General features: G+C 65.9%; 20 protein-coding genes. 10 read left to right on the top strand and 10 right to left on the bottom strand.

Annotation, left to right across the window (positions count from 1 at the left end; translation table 11 throughout):
- Positions 1-107 precede the first annotated feature (107 nt).
- From GTK01_RS07890 to GTK01_RS07870, 5 genes are all read right to left on the bottom strand, one after another.
- Positions 108-1,133, bottom strand: coding sequence for a glucokinase (locus GTK01_RS07890; RefSeq protein ID WP_371924299.1), 1,026 nt, complete (start codon positions 1,131-1,133; stop codon positions 108-110).
- A gap of 69 nt (positions 1,134-1,202) precedes the next feature.
- Positions 1,203-2,210: a penicillin-insensitive murein endopeptidase gene (mepA, locus tag GTK01_RS07885; protein WP_371924296.1), complete on the bottom strand. Its 1,008-nt coding sequence runs from the start codon at positions 2,208-2,210 to the stop codon at positions 1,203-1,205.
- 59 nt (positions 2,211-2,269) lie between these two features.
- Positions 2,270-3,160, bottom strand: a complete 891-nt coding sequence (locus GTK01_RS07880) for an SDR family NAD(P)-dependent oxidoreductase (protein ID WP_252925323.1) — start codon at positions 3,158-3,160, stop codon at positions 2,270-2,272.
- Entirely contained in the window at positions 3,157-4,302 is a 1,146-nt protein-coding gene (gene queG, locus GTK01_RS07875; RefSeq protein ID WP_252925322.1) for a tRNA epoxyqueuosine(34) reductase QueG, read from the bottom strand. The genes GTK01_RS07880 and queG overlap by 4 nt, the downstream gene beginning before the upstream one ends.
- A gap of 1 nt (position 4,303) precedes the next feature.
- The gene (locus GTK01_RS07870; protein ID WP_252925321.1) at positions 4,304-4,996 is read right to left on the bottom strand and encodes a glutathione S-transferase family protein; all 693 of its coding nucleotides are present in this window, start codon (positions 4,994-4,996) and stop codon (positions 4,304-4,306) included.
- Between the two features lie 175 nt (positions 4,997-5,171).
- Between GTK01_RS07870 and GTK01_RS07865 the strand changes: the two genes are divergently transcribed.
- Complete coding sequence (locus GTK01_RS07865) at positions 5,172-5,978, top strand: undecaprenyl-diphosphate phosphatase (RefSeq protein WP_252925320.1); 807 nt, start codon at positions 5,172-5,174, stop codon at positions 5,976-5,978.
- Here GTK01_RS07865 and GTK01_RS07860 read toward each other — a convergent pair.
- A complete protein-coding gene (locus tag GTK01_RS07860; RefSeq protein WP_252925319.1) occupies positions 5,906-7,255 on the bottom strand; it encodes a polyhydroxyalkanoate depolymerase in 1,350 nt (449 codons plus the stop codon). The genes GTK01_RS07865 and GTK01_RS07860 overlap by 73 nt on opposite strands.
- 192 nt (positions 7,256-7,447) lie before the next feature.
- On the opposite strand from GTK01_RS07860, the gene GTK01_RS07855 reads away from it, so the two are divergent.
- The 5 genes from GTK01_RS07855 (at position 7,448) to GTK01_RS07835 (ending at position 11,921) form a co-directional block, all read left to right on the top strand.
- A complete protein-coding gene (locus GTK01_RS07855; protein ID WP_252925318.1) occupies positions 7,448-8,416 on the top strand; it encodes a zinc-binding alcohol dehydrogenase in 969 nt (322 codons plus the stop codon).
- Positions 8,417-8,812, top strand: coding sequence for a 6-carboxytetrahydropterin synthase (locus GTK01_RS07850; RefSeq protein ID WP_252925317.1), 396 nt, complete (start codon positions 8,417-8,419; stop codon positions 8,810-8,812).
- Positions 8,809-9,855, top strand: a complete 1,047-nt coding sequence (locus GTK01_RS07845) for a glycosyltransferase (RefSeq protein WP_252925316.1) — start codon at positions 8,809-8,811, stop codon at positions 9,853-9,855. Before GTK01_RS07850 ends, GTK01_RS07845 begins: the two co-directional genes overlap by 4 nt.
- On the top strand, positions 9,852-10,613 hold the full coding sequence (locus GTK01_RS07840) for a class I SAM-dependent methyltransferase (protein WP_252925315.1): 762 nt from the start codon (positions 9,852-9,854) through the stop codon (positions 10,611-10,613). Before GTK01_RS07845 ends, GTK01_RS07840 begins: the two co-directional genes overlap by 4 nt.
- A gap of 75 nt (positions 10,614-10,688) precedes the next feature.
- On the top strand, positions 10,689-11,921 hold the full coding sequence (locus GTK01_RS07835; protein WP_252925314.1) for an FAD-dependent oxidoreductase: 1,233 nt from the start codon (positions 10,689-10,691) through the stop codon (positions 11,919-11,921).
- Here the strand turns inward: GTK01_RS07835 and GTK01_RS07830 are convergent.
- A complete protein-coding gene (locus GTK01_RS07830) occupies positions 11,887-12,438 on the bottom strand; it encodes a cytochrome b (RefSeq protein ID WP_252925313.1) in 552 nt (183 codons plus the stop codon). The two genes, GTK01_RS07835 and GTK01_RS07830, sit on opposite strands and share 35 nt — an antisense overlap.
- A gap of 126 nt (positions 12,439-12,564) precedes the next feature.
- Between GTK01_RS07830 and GTK01_RS07825 the strand changes: the two genes are divergently transcribed.
- The 4 genes from GTK01_RS07825 to GTK01_RS07810 are packed head-to-tail and all read left to right on the top strand — an operon-like array spanning position 12,565 to position 16,456.
- Positions 12,565-13,311, top strand: a complete 747-nt coding sequence (locus GTK01_RS07825; RefSeq protein ID WP_252925312.1) for a CDP-alcohol phosphatidyltransferase family protein — start codon at positions 12,565-12,567, stop codon at positions 13,309-13,311.
- Positions 13,308-14,051 (top strand): FkbM family methyltransferase, encoded by a 744-nt coding sequence (locus tag GTK01_RS07820; RefSeq protein WP_252925311.1) that lies wholly within the window; start codon positions 13,308-13,310, stop codon positions 14,049-14,051. The genes GTK01_RS07825 and GTK01_RS07820 overlap by 4 nt, the downstream gene beginning before the upstream one ends.
- Positions 14,029-15,648: a sulfatase gene (locus GTK01_RS07815; protein WP_252925310.1), complete on the top strand. Its 1,620-nt coding sequence runs from the start codon at positions 14,029-14,031 to the stop codon at positions 15,646-15,648. Before GTK01_RS07820 ends, GTK01_RS07815 begins: the two co-directional genes overlap by 23 nt.
- Positions 15,635-16,456, top strand: coding sequence for a RibD family protein (locus GTK01_RS07810; RefSeq protein ID WP_252925309.1), 822 nt, complete (start codon positions 15,635-15,637; stop codon positions 16,454-16,456). The genes GTK01_RS07815 and GTK01_RS07810 overlap by 14 nt, the downstream gene beginning before the upstream one ends.
- On the opposite strand, the gene addA is transcribed toward GTK01_RS07810, so the two are convergent.
- Genes addA through GTK01_RS07795 form a run of 3 tightly spaced genes read right to left on the bottom strand, consistent with a single transcriptional unit; the run spans position 16,453 to position 23,779 of the window.
- On the bottom strand, positions 16,453-19,974 hold the full coding sequence (gene addA / locus GTK01_RS07805; protein ID WP_252925308.1) for a double-strand break repair helicase AddA: 3,522 nt from the start codon (positions 19,972-19,974) through the stop codon (positions 16,453-16,455). The genes GTK01_RS07810 and addA overlap by 4 nt on opposite strands.
- Positions 19,971-23,078: a double-strand break repair protein AddB gene (addB, locus tag GTK01_RS07800; RefSeq protein WP_252925307.1), complete on the bottom strand. Its 3,108-nt coding sequence runs from the start codon at positions 23,076-23,078 to the stop codon at positions 19,971-19,973. Before addB ends, addA begins: the two co-directional genes overlap by 4 nt.
- Entirely contained in the window at positions 23,075-23,779 is a 705-nt protein-coding gene (locus GTK01_RS07795; RefSeq protein ID WP_252925361.1) for a nucleotidyltransferase family protein, read from the bottom strand. Before GTK01_RS07795 ends, addB begins: the two co-directional genes overlap by 4 nt.
- Positions 23,780-23,788 lie beyond the last annotated feature (9 nt).

Below are 23,788 nucleotides of genomic sequence, written 5' to 3'. Positions count from 1 at the left end.
TGGCCAAGTGTTCGAAATCCCGTTGTTCGCCCGCCGGACAAGCGCGGACCGCCTGCCCTATGCCTCCTCGGGACCGGCGATGCAATCGCCAATCCGCCGCATCGACCTCACACGGCTCTCCAATGCCGACCGGTGGTGCGGATATGGAACGTCTGCGGCGTGCGTGCGAAAGCGCCAAGGCCGGCGAGCGCTGCCAACGGATGCGTCATCACGAAAACCGGCAGGTTCCGCATCAGGCCCGAATGCGGTGCCTTGTCCTCGAAAGCCGCGCGAAACCGCGGATTGCGCAGCGCCGGCACGATCTTCTGCGCGATGCCGCCGGTCAGGTAGACGCCGCCGCGGCTCATGAAGATCAGCGCCAGATCGCCCGCGAGCCGCCCCAGACAGGTGACGAAGATGTCAAGCGCTTCCTCGGCCACCGGATCTGATTTGGCGAGCGCGGCAGCCGTAATGCCGGCCGGCGAGGTGAACTCGGACGGCTTGCCATCGGCGATGGCGACCGCGCGGTAGAGATTGACGAGGCCGCGGCCGCACAGCATCTGCTCGCCGGAGATGCGACCCTCGATGCGCTCGATATGGGGAAAGACCTCGAAGTCGCGCGCGGTGCGCGGGCCCATGTCGACATGCCCGCCTTCGCCCGGCACCGGCACCCAGACCTCGCCCGCGCGCACGAGGCCGGCGACGCCCAATCCGGTGCCGGGGCCGAGCACGACGCGGCTTGCCTCGGGGTCGGCCGCACCGCCGCCGATCTTTTCCAGATGCCCAGACCCGGTGGCGACGACGGCCAGCGCCTGGGCCTCAAAATCGTTTAGGATCACGACCTCGGCAAAGCCGAGCCGCGCGATCATGACGCGCGGGCGCACGGTCCAGGGACAATTGGTCAGCCGGATCTCATCGCCGGTCACGGGCGCGGCGATGGCGAGCACGGCCGATCGCGGCTTCACATCCGTACGCGCCAGGATGGCACGTTCAAGGGCGATGTCGATGTCCGGATAGTCGGCCGTCGCCACGGTCGGGAACTCGATCGCGGGGGCATCACGCGAAGGCAGGATGGCAAAGCGCGCATTGGTGCCGCCGATATCGCCGACGAGAACGGGAAACTGCAGAACGCCCGCGGCGTCAATATCAGGAATCATCTAGGCGGCTGCCGCGTGTCGCTGTTCAAACAGAGGGTATTTGAAGGTCACACGCGGACGGCCAAGTCAAGGCTGGGGGCGCGGGAAGGGCAGCGGGATGGCGGTCTCTGGCGTCGGCGCATAGGCGTTTGCTGCTATCGGCGGCGCGCCGGTCTGGGCGGTCGTGCGACCGGGGCCGCCGATCGTCACCATCGCTTCGGACTGCGGCGCGGGCGCCTGCAGCACGGCCGCGCATTCGCGCGGCAGGTCGGCCATGCGCATCACGTCGCGGGCGCGTGGCTCTTGCGGACCCGTCGCCGGGCGCCACGGCTCATCGGTAAACCACCAGGCGAGCGAGGAATCGCAGCCATCGCCGCGGCCTATCGGCTCTTGCGGGCGGCAGCCTGGGGAGCCGGCGGGGCAGCCGATACGGATGTGGAAATGCGAATCATGACCCCAGAACGGGCGCACCTTGCCGAGCCAGGAACGCTCGCCCGGCACCGTGTCGCACAGCTTCTTCTTGATGCCTGGGTGGACGAGGATGCGCTCGACCTCGGGATAAGACGCAGCGCGGCGCAGAATCCCGGCATGGGCTGGCGACCATTTGCGATCGTCGACGGTCAGTTCGCCCTCACGCAGCATGGAAACGAATTCGAGGTTCTCGCGCTCGAACGCTGACAGGCGCCTCTGCGGCATCGGCTGGAACCAGATATCCGCATCGAGGCCAAGCTGGTGCGAGGCATGGCCCGACAGCATCGGGCCGCCGCGCGGCTGCGAGATGTCCCCGACGAGAAGGCCGGGCCAGCCATCGGCGGTGGCGTCGCGCGACAGGCGCTCGACGAGGCGTACCATGTTCGGATGGCCCCAGCGGCGGTTGCGGGACGGGCGCATCGCCTGCCAGTTGGGGCCATCGTTGGCGATCGCCATGCCGCCGGCAAAACAGCCCTTGGAATAGGAGCCGTAGACGCGGGCTTCGGTGGCCGCCGGCAGCGGCTGGTTGCCGAAAAGGTCCTTCGCCAGTTGCGCGTCGGCGCTCGTTGCGGCAGTCATCGATAGGACGACACAGGCGGTCTTGATCCAGTTCCTCGCACGCATCGATGATTCTCCACGGATTTCGTCAGCCCGAGCCTGCGGCCGGCAAGGTTAGCGAAACCCTAACGCGGCTGTGGCTGTCGCCAAGTGTGATCGTGCCACATTGCATCGAGAGCGTCGCGATATGTCGGAAAGCGGAACACGTAGCCCGCTGCCTTCAGTTTGGCGTTCGAGACACGCTTGTTCTCGCCGTAGAAGGAGCGCGCCATCGGCGTCATGCTTGCCGCCTCGAACGGGGTTTCGGCCGGCGGCTCGATGCCCATCAGGTGCGCAGCATAGGCCACGACGTCCTGCGGCGGAGCGGGTTCGTCGTCGGTGACGTTGAAGATGCCGTCCGCCTGGTGGCAAGCCAGAAGTGCGAGCGCCCCGGCAATATCGTCGACATGGATCCGGTTGAAGACCTGAGCCGGCTTGACGATGCGCCGCGCCCTGCCCGCTTCGAGATTGACAAGGGCGTTGCGGCCGGGACCGTAGATTCCCGAAAGACGCAGGATCGCGAGTGGCTTGCCGATCTCGGTGGCGAATGCGCGCCACGTGGCTTCGGCTGCAAGCCGCGCGAGCGAGCGTTTCGAGACCGGGCGGCAATCGCCTTCCTCGTCGACCCAGTCGCCGCCGTGATCCCCATAGACGCCGACGGTCGACAGATAGCCGATCCAGCGCAGCCGAGGCATGTGCGTGTGGACGATGTCCCGTGCGGCGCGCAGCACCGGATCGCCGCTCTCGTCCGGTGCCGCCGAGACGACAAGATGGGTGGCTTCTCCAAGCATCGCGATGAGGTCGCGGCCGGACGAATGTCCGTCGAAGAGCAGCGGCTCGATGCCGAGCGCGGAAAGTTCGGCGAATTTCTCAGGGCTGCGGGTCGTCCCGATCACGCGGTGCCCCGAGGCGATCGCCTTCCGGGCAAAAGCCCGCGCGGAATAGCCTGCGCCGAAGATGAAATAAGCCTTCGTCATGCCGGCTCCAGCGCGTGCATCCATTCGGCGTTCACGTCGTCATCCTCTTCCTTCGCCGCCAGCCGCAGGCGGTCGAACGCGTCCTGCCCGGCCAGCCGCGACAAGGCCCACACCGCCGCCCCGCGCACGAGCGGCGACGGATCGACCAGGAGGGTCTCCACCAGCGGCAGCAATCGCGCTTCGTTGGAGTTGCCGGCCGCGATCAGCACATTTCGAATGAAGCGGTCCCGCCCGATCCGCTTGACCGGCGAGCCGGCGAACTTCTCGCGAAAGGCCGCATCTTCGAGCGTCAGCAGTTCTGCAAGCGCGGGCGTGGCCAGGTCGTCGCGCGCGGCGAGCTTTGCCTCGCGCGTCACCTTAGCAAACTTGTTCCAGGGACAGACGGCCAGGCAATCATCGCAACCATATATGCGGTTGCCCATCGCGGCACGAAACTCGTGCGGAATCGGCCCCTTGTGCTCGATGGTCAGGTAGGAAATGCAGCGCCGCGCATCGAGCTGATAGGGCGCGGGAAATGCGTTGGTGGGACAGATGTCGATGCAAGCGCGGCACGAGCCGCAGTGATCGCTTTCCGCCGCATCGGCCCCCAGGTCGGCGACCGTGAAGATCGACCCGAGGAAGAGCCAGGAGCCGAACTCGCGGCTGACGAGGTTGGTGTGCTTGCCCTGCCAACCGATGCCCGCAGAAGCCGCGAGCGGCTTTTCCATCACCGGCGCGGTGTCGACGAAGACCTTGACGTCAGCCCCGGTGCGCGCTGCGAATTTCTGCGCGAGCGTCTTCAAACGGCCCTTGATGATGTCGTGATAGTCGCGGTTGCGCGCGTAGACGGAAATCGCAGCCCGGTCGCGCTGGTCGAGCAGCGCCAGCGGGTTCTCGTCCGGGCCGTAGTTCATGGCGAGCATGATGACGGAGCGCGCCTCGCTCCAGAGCGCATTCGGATGGGCGCGCCTTTCGAGCGTTTCAGCCATCCATTCCATCGTGCCGTGACGGCCTGCCTCGACGAAGGCGCCAAGCCTTGGACCAGCCTCCGCGATCGCATCCGGCCGCGTCACGGCGACGGCGTCGAAGCCGAGCGCCTTCGCCTCGGTTTCGATGAATTCCCGAAGACGCGCCGCCGGAACGGGGTTTCGGGGCGATCTCATGTCAGAAATCGAGGTCCGCATAGTGGGAGGCCGGGGTGAGGCCGCGGATCCTGTCGGCAAGCAGCGGCCGGAACGAGGGGCGAGACTTCATGCGCGTGTACCATTCCTTGGCCGCAGAGTGCTCGGTCCAATCGATCTCGCCCATATAGTCGAGCACCGAGATCGATGCGGCGGCGGCAAGGTCGGCATATGTCAGGCGCGGGCCGGCGAGCCAGTTTCGCGTCCCCGCAAGCCAGTTCGTATACTTCATATGCTGGCGCACATTTGCGCGCGCGGCGCGGATTGCCGCCGAATTGGGCGAGCCGCCTCCATGTTCGGGCGGCATATGCGGCTTGAGGGCGCGCTCGCGCACCAGATGCCTGGTCACCTCGCCATCGGTCTTGACCAGATACCAGTCGACCAGCCGGCGGATTTCGGCCCGTGTGATCGGGTTTTCGGCCATCAGGCGCTTGTCGCGCTTGAGCGCTCCGCGCGTCTCGTCGACATACTCGGCGATCACCGAAGCCCCGACGATCGGCTCGTCGGCCTCGGCGAGCAGAACCGGCAGCGTCGCGGCCGGGTTCAACTGCAGGAATTCCTTGCGCCGCGCCCACGGCTTTTCCTCGATCAGCGAGAGATCCTCGCCATATTCGCCAAAAGCCAGGCGAATGAAACGGCAGGACGCATACAGCGGGTGGTGGAACAGGGTCAGCATGGGCACTCGGTGGGTATGTCGCAGGGGGACCGGCCCGAAAAGTCTGGCCTTTTGATGGCCCGATGGCTAATCCTCGGCGCAGATTCGGGTTCGAAAGCGGCGATGCGCGCGCAGCTATAGGCAAGCGCGGCCCACCTGACAAGCGACCTTTGAGCGCGGCCCGCGTGGAGTTTCCATGGAAGAGCAATCCCTTCTCGTTGCAGCCCTTCTCGGCATTCTCGAAGGGCTGACGGAGTTCATACCGGTCTCTTCCACCGGTCATCTCCTGCTTGCCGGGCATTTCCTCGGCTTCGAGTCCACCGGGCGCAGCTTCGAGGTCCTGATCCAGCTCGGCGCGATCATGGCCATCCTCACCGTCTACTCCGCGAGGTTATGGCATCTGGCCGTGACCTTGCCGAAGCATCGCGAGACGCAGCGCTTCGTCGCCGGCGTCCTCATCGCTTTCCTGCCGGCGGCCGTGATCGGGGCGCTGGCGCATGATTTCATCAAGACGGTTCTATTCGAAACGCCGATGGTGATCTGCGTCATGCTGATCATCGGCGGGTTCGTGCTCCTTTGGGTCGACCGGCGCCATGTCGAGCCGAAATACAACCATGTCGCGGAGTTTCCGCTTTCGGTCTGCTTCAAGATCGGCTTCATCCAGTGCCTGGCGATGATCCCCGGCACGTCGCGGTCAGGCGCCACCATCGTCGGCGCGCTCTTGATGGGCGCCGACAAGCGCTCGGCCGCGGAGTTCTCCTTCTTCCTTGCGATGCCGACGATGGTCGGGGCCTTTTCCTACGACCTTTTCAAGAACCGCAGCATCCTGACCATGGATGATTTCTGGATCATCGGCGCGGGCTTCGTCACCGCTTTCATCGCGGGCGTCATCGTCGTGCGCTACCTGCTCGATTTCGTGGCCAAGCGGGGCTACACGCCCTTCGCCATCTGGCGGCTGGTCGTCGGAACGGTCGGCCTCGTCGCACTGCTCGTCTTCGGCTGATCAGCCCTTGGCAGAGACGATGCGCGGTTTCGGCCGCTGGCGCTTTCCGCCGCCCGGATGCTGGCCATGAAGTCGACGATGCGCGGCACGATCTCCGAGCGGAAGCGCGAGCCGTTGAAGACGCCATAGTGGCCGACCTTCGGCTGCATGTAGTGGGCGCGCATGTCGTCCGGGATATTGACGCACAGGTCGTGCGCCGCCTGCGTCTGGCCGATGCCCGAAATGTCGTCGTTCTCGCCCTCGACGGTCAGCAGCGCGACATTGCGGATCGCCGTCGGATCGACCAGGTCGCCGCGATGGCGCATCGTGCCGTTGGGCAGCGCGTGCTTCACGAACACCGTATCGACCGTCTGGAGGTAGAACTCCGCGGTCAGGTCCATCACCGCCAGATACTCATCGTAAAAGTCGCGGTGCTTCTCGGCCGAATCCCCGTCATCCTTGACGAGGTGCATGTAGAAGTCCTTGTGCGCGATGATGTGGCGGTCGAGATTCATGCTCATGAAGCCCGACAATTGCAGGAAGCCGGGATAGACGTTGCGCATGAAGCCGGGTTCCGGCCACGGAACCTGCATGATGACATTGTCGCGGAACCACTCGATGCCCTTTTCCTCCGCCAGCTTGTTGACGGCGGTGGGGTTGCGGCGTGTATCGATCGGGCCGCCCATCAATGTCATCGATGCGGGTGCGAGACGGTCACCCCGTGCTTCCATGATCGACACGGCCGAAAGCACCGGCACAGAGGGCTGGCAGACCGCCATGACGTGGGTGTCCGGCCCCAGGTGGTGCAGCATCTCGATCACATAGTCGACATAGTCGTCGAGGTCGAACCGTCCCTCGGCCACCGGGACCATGCGCGCATCCGTCCAGTCCGTGATGTAGACTTCGGCATGCTGGACCATCGATTCGACCGTGCCGCGCAGGAGCGTGGCGTAATGGCCGGACATTGGCGCGACGATCAGAAGCTTGGGATCGGCCTTGCGTGTCTTGGGAAGATCGCGCTCGAAATGGATCAGGTTGCAGAACGGCTTCTTCCAGACGACGCGTTCGCTCACCGCCACCTTGTCGAAGCCGATCTTGGTTTCGGTAATGCCGAAGGACGGTTTGCCGTAGCGCCGCGTCGTGCGCTCGAACATTTCCGCGCCGGCCGCGATCGTGCGACCGATCGGCGTGTGCGACATCGGATTGAGCGGATTCGAATAGAGAAGCTTCACCGCGTCGGCGAAAGCGCGCGCCGGTTGCAGCGCGGCATGGTTCAATTCGTAAAACTGATAATACATGGATTAGCCCCCAAGAGCCTCGGCCCGCGACTTGCCTGGCCGGTCGGGGCTGTTGTCATCGTAATGTAACGAATCTAGCAGTCGTCTGTTGCATTGCAATAGAGCATAACCTTCGGCCAATTCGCCTTTAGTCGGGGCGGCGCCTTGCCAAGTGCCCGAAAGCATCTAGCTTTTTGGCCGAAGCGAGGAAACATGCCGACGGCGCTGTGGATCACCGGGAAGAATATGAGTGCACTGCGGCCGGAAGAGTTGCCCGCGGGCAACGATCTGGTCGAAGTCGAAACGCTCTTCAGCGGGATTAGCCGGGGCACCGAATCGCTCGTCTTTCTCGGTGCGGTGCCGGAATCCGAGCGCGAGCGGATGCGCTGCCCGAACCAGGCGGGCGATTTTCCGTTTCCGGTCAAATATGGCTATTCCAATGTCGGGCGGATCAAAACCGGTCCGCGGGCGGGGGAAATCGCGTTCTGTCTGTTTCCGCATCAGGATCGTTTCGCCGTTCCGGACACTGACCTGGTGACGCTTCCGGCCAATCTGCCGCCTGCACGGGCAGTGCTTGCCGCGAACATGGAAACGGCGCTCAACATCGTATGGGATGCGCGCGCGGCGCCGGGCGATCGCATCGCGGTGATCGGTGCCGGCGTCGTTGGGGCGCTTTGCGCCTGGCTTTGCCATCGCATCCCCGGAGCGGAGGTCACACTGGCCGACGTCAACGCCGCGCGGCGCGTGCTCGCCGAGCGGCTGGCCGTTCCGTTCGCTTCGCGGCCGCCCGCCGACTGCGATATCGCCATCCATGCGAGCGCCAGCGAGGCGGGGTTGCAAAGCGCACTCGATTGCGCCGGCAGGGAGGCGCGTATCGTCGAAGCGAGCTGGTACGGCGACAGGCGCGCCGAACTTTCACTGGGCGCCAATTTCCACGCCGGGCGGTTGAAGCTCGTCTCCTCCCAGGTCGGCTCGATCCCGGCGGCACGGGCGGCGCGATGGGATTTCCGGCGACGGCTTTCCAAGGCGCTAGATCTTCTCGCCAGTGACCAATCGCTTGACGCGCTTATCTCCGGGACAAGCGAATTTGCCATGCTCGACCGCGACTATTCGAAAATCCTCGCCGATCCGGCGACGCTCTGCCACCGTATCAGCTATCCACAAGCCTCCGAAGGACACTGAATGTTTGCCGTCGAAGTTCGTGATCACATCATGATCGCCCACAGCCTGCCCTCGCCCGTTTTCGGCCCGGCGCAGAACATGCACGGCGCGACTTTCGTGGTCGACGCCGCCTTTTACACACAGGACATCGACGAGAACGGGCTGACCGTCGATATTGGCCTTGCGACCGATGCGCTGAAGGCTGCGCTCGACCCGCTGCGTTACGGCAATCTCGACGAAGTCGACGCGTTCAAAGGCAACATCACGACAACCGAGTTCCTGTGCAAGCACATCTTCGACCAACTCTCCGAAACGGTGCGTACCAAGGGCCTCGGCGACAATGGCCGGGTCGTCAAGATCCGCGTGCAGCTTCATGAGAGCCACGTCGCGCGCGCCTGGTACGAAGGCGAGCTGTGACGAAGCCGCATCTGCATTTCATCGTTCCGGGGGACATAGACACACCCACCGGTGGCTATGGTTACGACCGCAAGATCGCGGCAGGACTGCGCGAGCTGGGCTGGACTGTCGACATCGTCTCGCTTTCCGGCAGTTACCCCGACACGGACACCGAAACCCGCCTCGCAGCCGAGGCAACGCTTGCGCTGCTGCCGAACGATGCCCTCGTCCTGGTTGACGGGCTCGCCTTCGCGCGGCTTCCCGATCTGGTCGCGCGCCATGCCGGACGATTGCGGCTGGCCGCGCTGATCCATCATCCCCTTGCCGACGAGGGAGGATTGCCCGCACAGACTGCGGCCCTGTTCGAAGCGGACGAACGCGAAGCGCTGCGCCATGCGGCTGCGATCATCTGCACGAGCGAAACGACGGGACGTCGGCTGGCGGATTACTTCGGCGTGTCGTCCTCGCATCTGCACATCGCGCCACCGGGAACATCGCGTAAGTCATTGCTTACGGATAAACGAAGTCGGACCCGCCTCTTGTGCGTCGCATCCATCGTCCCGCGCAAAGGCCACGACGTACTCATAAGAGCCCTCGCTCTCATTGCCGATCTCGACTGGACGGCCCGCTTCATCGGCCCCTCGCGCGACGGCGAATGGCGCGCGCGCCTCGACCAGATGATCGCGGATGCCGGTTTGGAAAATCGGATCGACTTTGCCGGCCCGTTGAACGATCTCGATCCGGAATATACGCAAGCTGGAATTTTTGTTCTCGCCACCCGCCACGAAGGCTACGGCATGGCCTATGCCGAAGCGCTTGCTGCGGGCCTTCCCGTGGTCGGCTGCGCGGTGGGCGCAGTGCCCGAAGTCGTGCCGCCCGAGGCCGGTGCCCTCGTGCCCGCCGACGATCCCACCATCTTTGCGGAAGAATTGCGGCGGCTTCTCACGGATGACGCGACCTATCAGGACGCTGCAGAAGGCGCCCGCCTTGCCGCCGAACGCCTACCGCGCTGGTCTGACACAACGGCAATCGTCGCCCGCGCACTCACGGAGAGCGGCCGATGAGCTTTTCCACCGCATGGCTCGATCTTCGCGAACGCGCCGACAACGCCGCGCGCGATTCGTCGATGCTGGCCAAGGCTCGCGACTTCCTCGCGCAGCGGCCAATTGCCTTGGTCGTCGACCTCGGCTCGGGCACCGGCTCGACCCTGCGGGCCATCGGGACCGTTCCCGCACGTTGGCGGCTGGTCGACCACGATCCGGCGCTGCTCGGGGAGGCTGCGCGACGGTCCGCTCCAACCATCGAGACGGTCGAACTCGACCTCACCAGAACCGCGCAAATCCCCCTCGAAGGCGCCGCGCTCGTCACCGCATCGGCATTGTTCGATCTTGCCAGCGCGGAATGGATCGATGCCCTCGCCGACCGGCTAGCGGCATCCCGGATCGGTCTCTACGCCGCACTGAGCTATGACGGGGTGCTTGAATGGGACCCGGCTGACGCGGACGATGCAGCCGTCCGAGCCGCATTCAACACGCATCAGCGCAGCGACAAGGGCTTCGGTGCCGCGCTCGGTCCTTCAGGCGCATACCATCTCGCCGAAGCGATGCGCGAGCGCGGCTACGGCGTTGCGACGGCGGCAAGCCCATGGCGGCTCGGTCGCGATGAGGGCGAACTGCAGCGCGCGCTCGTCACCGGCATCGCGGACGCCGCGCGCGAACTCGGCGTCGCATCGGCCGATGCCTGGCTCGAGCGCCGACTCGAAGCCGCTCCGACGACCCGTTGCACGGTTGGCCATCTCGACGTCCTGGCTCTGCCCGCCTAGGGCGGTTGCCGCCTTGCACATGCTGCCATCCCATCGCACATAGCAGGCAAAGTGAGCGAGCGGATTGGAGCGCGCGTGGAAGATCGGGTCATCATCGTCGGTGCAGGGCATGGCGGGTCGCAGACGGCCGCAAGTTTGCGGCAGGAGGGCTTTTCGGGCCGGATTGCGCTCGTCAATGACGAGACCGAGCTGCCCTATCACAAGCCACCCTTGTCAAAGACCTTCCTCAAGACGGCCGACGGCGGATCGCAGATGCTGCGGCCGGAAAGTTTCTACCGCGACAATGATGTCGATCTCGTCTTTGGCCGCCGCGTCACATCGATCGACCGGCAGGCCGGCACGGTAGCGCTCGACGACGGCACGTCGATGCCGTTTTCGCACATCATTCTCGCGACCGGCTCCCGCCCGCGCCTGCCGCCCATCGACGATCTCACGCTCGACGGCGTCTTTGCCCTTCGCAACTTCGCAGATGCCGGCCGCATCCGGCAGGCGACGGAAGCCGCGCAATCGGCCGTGGTGGTCGGCGGCGGGTTCATCGGCATGGAGATCGCCCACACGCTTGCCAGTCTCGGCAAGCACGTCACGCTTCTCGAAATGGCGCCGCGCGTCCTCGGGCGCTCGGTGGCGCCGGCCATCTCGGCCTATGCGGATGCCCGGGCGCGGGCAATGGGCATCGATCTTCGGGTCGCGACGGGCGTCGCCGGTCTGGAAGGCTCGAACGGCCACGTCGAGGCCGTACGCCTCGCCGATGGCTCGCGCGTGCCGGCCGATCTCGTTATCCTGGGAACCGGCGTCGTGCCGAATGTGGAGCTGGCAGCCGATGCCGGGCTCGAAATCGCCAACGGCATCGTCGTCGACGAGGCGATGCGCACCGCCGATCCGCGCATCCTTGCGCTCGGCGATGCGGCGAGCTTCCATCACTGGCACGCTGCGCGGCCGGTGCGTCTGGAATCGGTACAGAATGCGAGCGACCAGGCCAAGCACGCTGCGCGCACCATCACCGGCAAGGTCAGCCCCTATCGCGACGTTCCCTGGTTCTGGTCGGACCAGGGCGACATCAAACTGCAGACCGCAGGCCTGTCCTTCGATGCCGATCGCTTCGTGCTTTCGGGAAACCCGGAGGAGAATGCGTTCTCCGTATGGCATTTTGCCGGACCGCGGCTTCTGGCGGTCGATTCGGTCAACCGCGCGGCCGACCACATGATCGCCCGCCGGCTGCTCGCCGCCGGCGTCAACCCGACCGATGCCGACATCGCAGCCGGCGCGCCGCGCCTCAAGGAACTCGCGCAGCCGAGGCCGGCGCCGTAGGCGGCCACATTCGCGAAAATACGCCGTCGCGGCGAATGAGGCCGTGATAGGCGGCCGCGGCGACATGGAGCGCGATAAAAAGGCCGATGCCGAATTTGGCGCGGGCGTGAATCGCTTTTGCCGTCTGCGCCAATTCATCGTCGCGCGGCACGAAATTCGGCATGCCGATCGCATCGAGAAGCTCGACCGGGAAGCCGCCAGCCCTGACCCGGACGTAGCCGCTCACCGCCATCACGATCAGCAAAAGATAGAGTGCAACATGCGTCGCGCGCGCCGCGAACTTCTGGATTGTCGGCAGGCTGTCGGGAAGGGGCGGCGCCCGGTGCGTGGCGCGCCAGACCAGCCGCAGGGCGAGCAGAACGATCAGCAGTGCGCCGGCATTCTTGTGGAAGATGAAGAGCGGGTCCTGAATCGCGCGGTCGTCGACATTGGTCATGATGAGGCCGACCGGGATCATCGCCATCACGATCAGCGCGGTCAGCCAATGCAGGATGCGGGACATCCGATCGTAGCCCATCGTCGTATCTCATCCAATTGGACGACCAGAGAATGACGCAGTGTTGAGCAAAGTCAAAGGTCTAGAGCAAAGAGCGGGCTTGCAGCCGGCAAAGGGCACGGCATACTCGTCGATCGGGAGCAGGACATGACGACGACATCGACCCGGGCAGCAGGATTCGGTTGGCCGCACGGCCTTGCGGCGCGCGCCGGTCTTTGGATCCAGGCCGTCGGTGCGGCGACCGCACTCGCTGCCATGGGGCTCGATGCTCTTGGCGTGGGCTGGGGGGCGGCGAGCATCGTTCTCTATCTCGTCGTCGCGGCGTGCATCATCACGCGCATCGGGGCCAGTCATCCGCACGAGGCCTTTGGTCCGGCAAATGTAGTCACTCTCGTCCGCGCGGGGCTCGTCGCGCTTATCGCGGCGACGCTTTTCGCGCCTGCACCGAGCGGCGACGCGGCGCTACTCATCGGCGGGCTGGCTTTCCTCATCCTCGCACTGGACGGGGTCGATGGCTGGCTGGCGCGCCGCACCGGTCTCGCTTCCACGTTCGGTGCAAGGTTCGATCTCGAGATCGACGCGCTCTTCGTCCTCGTCCTGTCGGCACTCGCCTTCACGAACGGCAAGGCCGGCGCATGGGTGTTTCTCATCGGCGCGATGCGTTATGCCTTCTTCTTCGCTGGCCGCCTGACGCCCAAGCTCGAGGCACCGCTGCCCGAGTCGATGCGCCGAAAGGCCGTCTGCGTCATCCAGATCGCCGCGCTCGGATTGCTCCTGCTGCCACAGATCGAGCCGCCGCATTCGGTGTGGATCGCCGCAAGCGCGCTCGGCCTTCTTTTCTGCTCCTTTGCCGTCGACATCCGCCATCTCCTCAGCCGGCCGGTGCCGGCATGAGCGGACTGCGCAGCGCGGCTGGCCTCGCGCGCTCGCTGATCATCTACTATTCGCGGCCTCACAGGATCGGCCGGACGGGACGATTTTACAGCCAGTTCGCAGGGCCGGGCGATGTCGTCTTCGACATCGGCGGCCATGTAGGCAACCGTTCGCGCGCGCTGCGCCGCACCGGGGCGAAGGTCGTGACTTTGGAGCCGCAGCCGCTTTTCTACCGCTTCCTGAAGCGCACCCTTCCCGCCGATATCACCGTCCTGCCGCTTGCGGTCGGGCCGCGAAACGGCGCCTCGTCCATGTCGGTGTCGAGTCTCCATCCAACCGTTTCCTCGCTGCGCGCAGATATCGGCAGCGCGGTGAAGGGGGATGCCGGGTTTGACGCGGTCGTCTGGGACGAGACGACCGAGATCGAGATGACGACGCTCGACGCACTGATCGCAGACCATGGCGCACCAGCCTTCATCAAGATCGATGTCGAAGGTTTCGAAGATCAGGTCCTTGCCGGGCTCAGCCGGCCGGTTTGCGCGCTCGCCTTCGAGTTCCTGCCGTCGATGCCCGACGTGGCGGAGGCCTGCATCGCGCGGCTGGAAAATCTCGGCCGCTACGAGTTCAACCTGATGACCGGGGAGAGGCTGCAGTTCCTGTCGCCGGGCTGGGTCGACGGGGCTGCCATTCGTCGACTGGTCGCTGCGACGATCGACGAGGGTCGGTCGGGAGATGTCTATGCACGCCGCGCGACAGTCTGAGCGGCCCCACCTTGGGGCGGTCGCCGCCGCCTGCGCGCTCGTTTTTGCCATTCTTGCGATGCCGTCGCGCCCGCAGGATGCCAATCTCGGCAATATTGCGCTGTTTCCGGTCGAACTGGCGCTGATCGCGGGCCTGCTCGCCGCGGTGCCGCGCAACCGTCGCGTTCTGTCCGCATTGCGCGTCTTCTTTACCGCGCTTCTCGGGATCGCGCTTCTGGTCAAATGCGCGGATCTCGGTCTTCATGCCTCGCTCAACCGGCCGTTCAACTTCGCCTATGATCTGCCGCTGCTGCATGCGGGCTGGATGCTGGCCACCGGAACGAGCGGAGCCGCAGCGAGCCGCTATCTTCTCGCGGGCGTGGTGACTCTTGTCGCGGCAATGGCCGCAACCTGGTGGGCGACAGGCGTTCTTGCGCGCATTTCCGCACGCCGCACCATTCCGACACTGGCAATCCTGCTCATCTTCGCCGGCGCGCTGGTGCTGACCGGCCGCGCGTCGACTGCATCAACCGAGCTTCTCGCCGTGCATGTGACAGCAGCGCGCTCTGCCCAGGCCGAAATCACGGCCCTGGAGGTCGAGGCCCGCTCGGACGACATCGACCCCAACGAACCGCTTCTGCAAGGGCTCGCCGGTCGTGACGTCTTTCTGATCTTCGTCGAATCCTATGGCCGCTCGACGCTGGAAAACCCTCTTTACGAAGCCTCCACCAAGGCGGCCCTGACCGAACTGGAAGCCAGCACGAGGAAAGCCGGGCTCGACGTCCGATCCGCCTATCTGACCGCACCCATGGTCGGTGGCCAGAGCTGGCTTGCCCATGCCAGCGTCCTGTCAGGCCTGTGGATCGACAGCCAGGGCCGCTACCGCGCCATGCTCGCCAGTTCGCGCAGATCGCTGATGGCACTTGCCTCGGATGCCGGCTGGGAGAGCGTGGCGGTGATGCCCGCCATCACCATGGCGTGGCCGGAGGGGAGCTATTTCGGCTATGACCGCATCCTCGCCAGGGACGATCTTGGCTATCGCGGCCTTCCCTTCAACTGGGTGACGATGCCAGACCAGTACACGCTTTCGGCCTTGGAAAGGCTGGTGCTGGACCAGCCGGGTCGCAGGCCCGTCTTCGCCGAGATCGCGCTCATCTCCTCGCACGCGCCATGGACGCCCATTCCGGAACTGGTCGACTGGGACGCGATCGGCGACGGCGCGATCTTCAACGATCAGGCGCGCGCAGGCGACAGCCCCGAAACCCTCTGGCGCGATCACGACCGCGTGCGCGCGCAATTTGGCCTGTCGATCGTCTACACGCTGCGCACCATTGCCTCTTTCGTGGAGCGGCAGGGCCGTCCAGCACCGCTGATCGTCGTTCTCGGTGACCATCAGCCCGCGACCTTCGTCTCGGGAGACGAAGAAAATCGCGACGTGCCCGTTCACTTCATCGGCGATCGCGCCACATTGGATTCAATTGAAGGTTGGTCTTTCGATGAAGGCGCGATTCCCGGTCCCGGCGCACCCGTCTGGCGGATGGACGCGTTCCGCAAGCGCTTCGTCGATGCGTTTGGGACACCGAAGCCAAGGGAAACGGACAGCGATGAACCAGCATGAGCGAATCAAGGCGGAAGACCGTCCACCAGCTGATGCCGACATGCCAGTTGCAGCCGCAGCGGTCACGGATCGCGTCTGGAATACGCTGCTGGCTGCGCGCAAAACAGGTGCTGCGCGCCCGTCACCAGGCTGGACCACCGCCGAAAGCGCGGCCTGGAAACTCTACGCGCCGCTTCTTGGCCGCGACGACCGGCCGCTCGTCTTCGCTCAGATCGGCCAGTCGCTCGACGGCCGCGTCGCCACCGTGGACGGCGACGCCGCGGACGTATCGGGAGCGGAGGGCCTCATGCATCTCCATCGCTGCCGGGCGCTTGCCGATTGCGTCATCGTCGGTGCGAACACGGCGATTCAGGACAATCCGCGCCTCACGGTCCGCCTCGTCAAGGGCGACAACCCGGCGCGCGTGGTCATCGATCCGCGCGGCCGTCTTTCCGAGGATGCGGCGCTGCTGACCGGCGCGGGATGCCTCGTCGTCCAGGCATGCGAGCAGAAGCGGCCGGCCGGCGTCGAAACCATCAAGGTTGCGTCATCCGCCGAGGGTCTCGATGCGGTGTCGATCGTGGCCGGGCTGATCGAGCGCGGCTTCAGGCGCATCATGATCGAGGGCGGCGGCAAGACGATCGGCCGCTTCATGGATGCGGACCTGGTCGACCGGCTTCATGTCGGCATCTCGCCGCTGATCATCGGCGCAGGCCCGTCCGGCCTGACGACCAACCCTGTGTCCCTGCTCGCGCAAGCCAAACGACCACGCGCCCGAGTCTATGGGCTCGGCAGCGACATCATCATCGACTGCGATCTGAAAGGCTAGGACGCCTGCGCCGCGATGCCGGCAAGGCTGGCATCCATGTCCTCGCCTGGAACGTGGATCAGTACCGGGGCTTCGGTGAAGAGCAGCGCCGCGCGGATCTGTCGGTTCGGATAGAGCGGCTGCAACAGCGCGCGATAGAGCGCGAGCTGCGCAACATAGCCGGGCGGTACGTCGCCAAGGCTTCGCGGCGGCGGGCGGTTGGTCTTGTAGTCGATGATCAGTACATCGCTGTCGGTGACGACCAGCCGGTCGATCTTTCCTGACACTGCGCGCTCCGCGCCGCCGACAGTCACCCGGCCCATGATGGAGACCTCGGCCCTCGAACCCGAAGCGAACACGCCGGCGAACGCCTCATCGCCCAGGATCGCGGCGATCTGGCTCCACATTCCGTCGCGTTCCTGGCTGTTCCAGCCTTCGCCCAGGCGATCGAGATAGCGCCGCGCCGACGCCTCGCGCTCGTCCTCCGCCACGTCCGGCAGCGATTGCAGGAGCCGGTGGATCGCCGAGCCGCGTTCGAGCGCGCGCGATGGCCCGGCATCCGCTGCGAAAATCGGCGAGCCCTGTGACTCGATCGGCTCGTTCGCCGCCTCGATCACGGCGCCAACGCCTGATGGCGCGAGCGGGCGGGGCAGAACGGGCGGCGCCGGAACCGGCGCGCGCAAGGTAGCCGGAAGCGCCGGCGCTTCCACGGGCGGCCCCGCCTCGATCATTTCCACCGCCATCGGACGGCGCGGGGTCTCGCGATAGACGATGATCTCGTCGCCCGACACGGGATGCGGTTCGGCGCGCGAATGCTCCGAATCATTCAGCGCTTCGCTCACCATGCGATGCCAGGTCAGGTCCGCCGGCGCGCGCTTGCCGTGATAGCCGCAGACGACCAGTCGGTCCTCTGCGCGCGTCATGCCGACATAGAGCAGCCGGCGATATTCTTCCTCCGCCTTCTCGCGCACCACTGCCGCGATCTGCCGGGCGAAACCGTTGTTGGTCTCGACGCCCGTGCGCCAAAGAAAGCCCGGCCCTTGCCAGAGCCCGCGCGGCGGGTCGAACGGCATCAGCGTCGGCAGGTGGCTGTCGGAAAAGGGTGCCGCGCCACTGTCCACGAGAAACACGACCGGCGCCTCGAGCCCTTTGGACGCGTGCGCGGTCATGATCCGCACCTCGCCGCGCGACTGGTCCATCTCGCGCTTGATCTCAGGCCCGCCGCCGTCGAGCAGCGCAAGCACCGCCTCGAGCCCGGCCGCACCGCTGCGCTCGGCGGCGAGGCAGAAACTCAGGAATTCGTCGACCACGTCCCCGGCCTCGGGTCCAAGCCGCGCCACGATCCGCGCCCGCGCCGCGTCGCGCCCCAGCACCCGCCCATAAAATTCGAAAGCGGGCATGAAGCCCACTTCGTCGCGCCAGACCTGCAACTGGTCGCGGACCAGCTTCAACTCGACATCGCTCTCCGCTTCCGCCCGGATCGCGGCATAGAGCGATCCCTTGCGTCGATAGGCGAGTTCCATCAGCCGCTCTTCGGAAACGCCGAATATCGGGCTTTTCAAGAGTGCGGCGAGCGATAGATCATCTTCCGGCTGAAGCGCGAAACGGCCGATCGCCATCAAATCCTGCACCGCGATGTGATCTGCAAGCACAAGCCTGTCCGCGCCCGCAACGGGCACGTGGCGGTTCTTCAACTCGCGCGACAGCGCGTGAACGAAACTGCCGCGCTTGCGCACCAGTACCATCACGTCGCCCGCCGTCATGCGGCGGTTGCGGTCGGGGATCAGTTCTCCCTTCGCCAGCCAGCCCGCAACCGTTTTCGCAATCAGTTCGGCGAGCTTGGCCGCCGGCGCGGAGGTATGGTCGATCGCCTGCGTCCAGTCGTCAGGCGCCTCCACATCTTGCGGCGCGAGCGAGGGCCAGACCTCGACCTGGCCAGGCGCATCGGTCCGGATCGCGCTGTGCCGGATGTCCTCGATGTCGCGCGTCAGGCCCTTGCGCGTCTCGGGCCGGGCGAAGACGAGATCGACCGCCGAAAGCACATCTTGCGTCGAGCGGAAGGAATGACTGAGCCGCACCCGCTCGAAGCTGCGCTCGGCCGCTTCGACATGGGTTGCGAATTCGCGGCCGGACACCGCGAAAGCTTCTGGTTCGGCGCCCTGGAACGAATAGATGGACTGCTTCTCGTCGCCGACCGCGAAGACGGTGCGCTCCACCTGTCGCGCGGTTTCTCCGGCGAAGAACTCGTCGGCAAGCCGCTTGACGACCCGCCATTGCTCCGGGCTCGTATCCTGCGCCTCGTCAAGCAGGATGTGGTCGATGCCCTTGTCGAGCTTGTAGTGCACCCACGCGCCGGCATCCTGCCGCGCCAGCAGCGACGCGGTGCGCCGGATCAGGTCGTTGAAATCGAGAAAGCCCCGCGCGCTCTTCAACCGCTCATAGCGCGCGATGAGCCAATCGGCCACGATCAGCGCGGAACGCGAGGCCTTGAGCATCGCGAGCAGGGCCGCGCGGTCGAGTGCCCCCTGGACCGCGGCCGCCATGCGTGCGAACTCCTCCTCGAAACCGGCGAAATGCTCCGCGACGCCCTTGGCGAGGATCGGCTTGATCGCGCGCGGTTCGTAGACCGGCCCCTTCTTCGTCAGGAAGGTCTGGCGCAGCGCCTGCAAGCAGGCTTCCGCGTCGCCCGCATCGCAGGCAGCGAGAAGGTCATCGGCGAATTGCTGCGCCTTGACCTTGCCCGCGGCGAGGGCCCGGTCGGCGAAACGCTCGGCCAATGACCGGCCGAAATGAGCGTCCGGCCAGATCGATGCCAGTACGTCCTCCGCCGTCTCGGCTCCAGTAAAGCCGAATGCCGCGAAGAGCGGCATGTGGTTCTCAGGTTCCGGGGCAACCTCATCGATGAAGGACCGCAGGTCGTCGCGACGACGGACGATCGCGCCCAAAAGGCTTTCAAGCCCTGCCTCGCCGCTGATGTCGAGAATGTCGGCGAAGGCCTCTGCCAGTTCCGGCTCGTTGCCGCCGGCCGCACCGGCGATCATCGAGCGACGCGCCTCCGCGATCAGCGCGGCCTCCATCTGATTGTCGAGCAGCTCGAAATGGCCTGCGACATTCGCTTCCAGCGGAAACTGGTGCAGGATCGCTTCGCAAAACGCGTGAATTGTCTGGATCTTCAGACCGCCCGGCGTCTCCAGCGCCTCGGCAAAGAGTCGCCGCGCCCGGATGAGGCGGTCATGTGTCGGCGCGCGCCGGTCAATCTCCGCGATCCTTGCGGCAAGCGCCGTATCGTCCAGTGCCGTCCACGAGCTCAATGTCGCGAACACGCGGTTCGACATGTTCGCCGCCGCCGCCCGCGTATAGGTCAGGCACAGAATGCGCGACGGGTCGGTGCCGTCGAGCAGGAGCCGGATCACGCGCTGAGAAAGCACATGCGTCTTGCCCGAACCGGCATTGGCCGAGACCCACGCCGAATTCTTCGGGTCCGACGCACGAGCCTGGTCCAGGATCGTCGACTCGGGAACGACGAAGGGCGATTTCATTCCTCGGCCCCTCCCTCATCGCCGCCGGCGGACCATTCAAGGACCCGCGCCAGATGGTCGTAATTGCCGCTCACATCGCCCTCCTTGAAGGGCAGCGCGCGCGAAAGATAGCCGGCTTCCGGCCGCTGATAGTGCGCGACCAGCTTCTCCAGCCGGTCCCACGCGTCCTGCGCCAGTTCCGGCCCCGACTTCGTTTCCTTCTTGAACTCGTGGATGGGGTCATGATCGACCTCGCCATTCGGCCTCAAACGGACATAGGCGAGTTCGGCAGGAATAGCCGCGCCGATATCGCCGAACGCGCCACGTGCCAGAAGCGCCGCTTCGAGCGCCAACTGCGGTGCCAGCAGCGTATGCGCCTGACCCTTGGACGGGTTGGAGCCGGTCTTGAAGTCGATGATGTCAGCCATCCCTGCCGGCCGCACATCGATGCGGTCGGCATAACCGCGCAGCGTTACGCCGGTGACGCCGATTTCGGTCGGAGCGGCACGGGCTTCTGCGAAACGGTGCGTGACGCCGAGCCGCAAACGTTCCCAGCCAACGAAGCGGCCCGCCATCTTTTGGAAGCGTGGCCACCAGACGGCGTCGACGTCGGCAGGCAGGGTCGCCTTGTCGAACTCTTCTCGTCCGATCCGCAGAAGCTCGGCCGTCGCGTCGGGCGAGAACGGGTCGATTGCCGCCACGGCAAAGCCGTGGAGGATTTCGTGGAACAGCGTGCCGCGCTCGGCGGCGCCGGGATCGCGCAGCAACGGGTCGACCGGTTGAAGCCGCAGAATCTGACGCGCATAGATCGCATACGGGTCGCGCCGCAGCGTCTCGATCTCGGTGACGGAGAAGCGCTTCGGGCGCCAGTCGACCGGCGGCTTGGGCTCCGGCCGCCTGGCGAACGGCACTTCCGGCCCCTCGTCCAATTGCCTGGCCCAGGCGAGCCGTTCAGCACCCCGCGCGCGCATCTCGTCCGCATGGGCGGGCCCGGCGCATGTGATGAGCCGTTGCAGCCAGCGCGAAGCAACCGCGGGCGCTTCGCCTGCGCGTGCCGAGCGCGTCAGGATGATGTTTCGGTTCGCCATCGCCATGGTGAAATCGTGCGCGGACTGCCCGATCCGGCGTTCCGGCGGTTCGAGATCGAGGCCTGATTTCATCATCCGCGACATGAAACGATCGGGTTCCGCCTTGCGCGGCCAGATCCCCTCGTTCAGCCCGCCGATGATCATCGTATCAACGCTTTGCAGGCGCGCTTCCAGCGGACCCCAGATCGACACGCGCGGATCGCCGGCCGGGGTGGGCTTTACCGTCTCGCCCGCGATCAGCGCCGCCAGAATGTCGGGCCATTCGTCGGGCGCAAATGACAGCGCGCCCTCAAGACCGGCAAGGCCACGCAGGAAATCGGCAAGACGGCCTCCGGCCTCGCCGCCATAAATCGGGTCGAGCCGGCCCGTCTCGTCGCGCCCGAGGGATTCCAGCGCCTGCACCGTAGCGCGCAATGCCTGAGTCAGATCGACTTCGTCGGCATCACGCAGCGCGGCCAAGGGTTGGACGGCGGCGGCGATCCGCGTCGCGATGTCGGCCGCCTCGCCGCGGCGCTCATCTCCGAGGCGCTCGAGCCAGAAGGCGCGCCGCGAGGCCGCGTCGTGCGACGCCAGACGCGCCGGGAAATCCTCGCCCATTTTCCCGATGTCCGGTCGGCCGGTTCCGCCGCGCAAAGCCACGAGGTCGATGGTCTCGGCCCCGCGCCGCACAAGCCCCCGCGGGAGGCCGACATGGAGCAGCGGATGCTTGAGCAGCGACAAGAGCGCGACCGGGTCGCCAGGCCGCAGCGCCGCTTCGGCGGCAAGACGCATCAGCACCGCCGGCGGAGAAGCCGACAACAGCGTGCCGGCGGAATCGTCGGCGACGATGCCGAATCGGCGTAGTTCATTGGCGACGCGCCGCGCCAGTTCACGGTCGGTGGTGACAAGAGCGGCCGAGCGGTCCGGCGCATCGATCGCCATCCGCAACGAGACAGCGATCGACAGCGCTTCCTCACGCTCGTTGGCCGCCTCGATCAGGGTAACACCCTCCAGTGCGCCGGCGAGAAGCGCGGCCTCCAGAACGTCGCGCTCATGTGACCATGCCTCGGTCGTCTCGGCGGGGCGCAATGCCTGTCCCACAAGGTCGATCCGCGCGGCGAGATCCGGCGCAGCCGTCCCGATGTCCACGACTTCGCTGCGATCGACACCCAGCCGCTGCAGCAGTTTCTTCAGCCCCGTCTGTGGATGGCCGTGGATCGATGGCGGCGCGTCCGCGCGCCCGATCGCTTCCCAGCTCTTCACATCGATCGAGCGATCGAGCCCGGGCAGGACGACTGCACCTTGCGGCAGCCGGCTAATTGCCTGCAACAGCTCCGCAGTCGCGGGGATCGAGCCCGTCGAACCGGCGACGATCACCGGGCCTCGATTGATCCGCGTTGCCAAGCGTTTGGCCTCCGCGCGAATCTGCGCATCGCGATATGTAGCCGGATTCGAACGATCGGCGGCGGCGAGATAGGCGGGCCAGGCCGTTGTCACGATCTGCAGGAATTCGAGCGTGATCTGCCACCAGCCGGCAAGGTCCGCCGGCACGAGTTCGGACAGCCGCGACCAGTCGCCGCCCTCTGTCTCGATTTCGTCGATCAGCACCGAAAGGTCCCGCGCGAGCCAGAGCGCATCGGCGAGCGAGGCGGGGATGGCGAGGTCTTCGCCGTAGAGCGCGGCCAGGTGTGCCGGCAGCCTGCGCTTCCATGCCTGCACCAACGGCGCCAGACGCACGATGCGTTCCAGCGGCTCTATGGGTGGCGGCAGGTCGAACAGCGCGCCATCGCCCGACAGCCAGCCATCGTCCTCGAACTCGCCCAGGGGCCGGATCACGGGGAGAATTGCCGAGCGGCCGCCAAGCTTGTCGACGAAGCTCGAGCGCAGTTCGCGTGCCGCGCGTCGCGTCGGGACGTAGATCGTCACATCGGCGAGCGCAAGCGGCGAGCCGTCATGGCGGAACCCCTCCACCAGTTGGCCATCGAGCAGCGCGTCGATCAGGGTCGGCAGGAAGGGCGCGGCCGCCGGGATGTTCAGGACGTTCGGGGCATCCGTCATGCCAGTGCCGGCTGATGCGTCCTGATCGCCGCTTCGGCTTCGGCGATGGCGCCGGGTGTGCCGACGGTGATCCAGTGGCCGTCCATGACATGGCCGTGGAGGCGGCCGGCGTCGATCGCGCGGTCGAAATAGAGATTCAAGGAGTGCGGATCGGCCTCGGCATCTTTGAAAATGGCAGGATCGACGATTGCCGCTCCGGCATAGACGAAGCCCGCAGCATCGCCCTTGGCGCGCGCCAGACGCCCCTCGCCGTCCATCAGGAAATCCGTCTTGGTCCCATGGCCGGTCGTATGGGCGACCGGAACAAGCATCAGCAGCATATCCATGCGCGAAGCGTCCCACGCTACGGCGAGCGCCGCAAGGTTGGACTGGCCTGTGTCGATCCAGAACGTGTCGGCGTTGAGCAGGACGAAGGGAGCAGAACCCAGCAATGGCAAGGCCTTGACGATGCCGCCGGCCGAATCGAGCAGCCGGTTGCGCTCGTCGGAAATAATGATGCGTGGATGGTTGCGGCGCGCGCAATGGGTGACGATCTGGTCGCCAAGATGGTGAACGTTGACCACTGCCGATTCGATGCCCGCATTGTTCAGCGCATCGAGCGCGCGGTCGAGGAGCGTACGGCCGGCCACCTCGACCAGCGGCTTGGGGATCGTATCGGTGATCGGGCGCATGCGCGTGCCCAGACCCGCCGCCAGCACCATCGCGTTCAT

Origin of the sequence: Aliihoeflea sp. 40Bstr573, assembly GCF_024105655.1 — a bacterium.
GTDB lineage: Bacteria > Pseudomonadota > Alphaproteobacteria > Rhizobiales > Rhizobiaceae > Aliihoeflea.
This window is presented reverse-complemented; position numbering and strand designations above follow the sequence as displayed.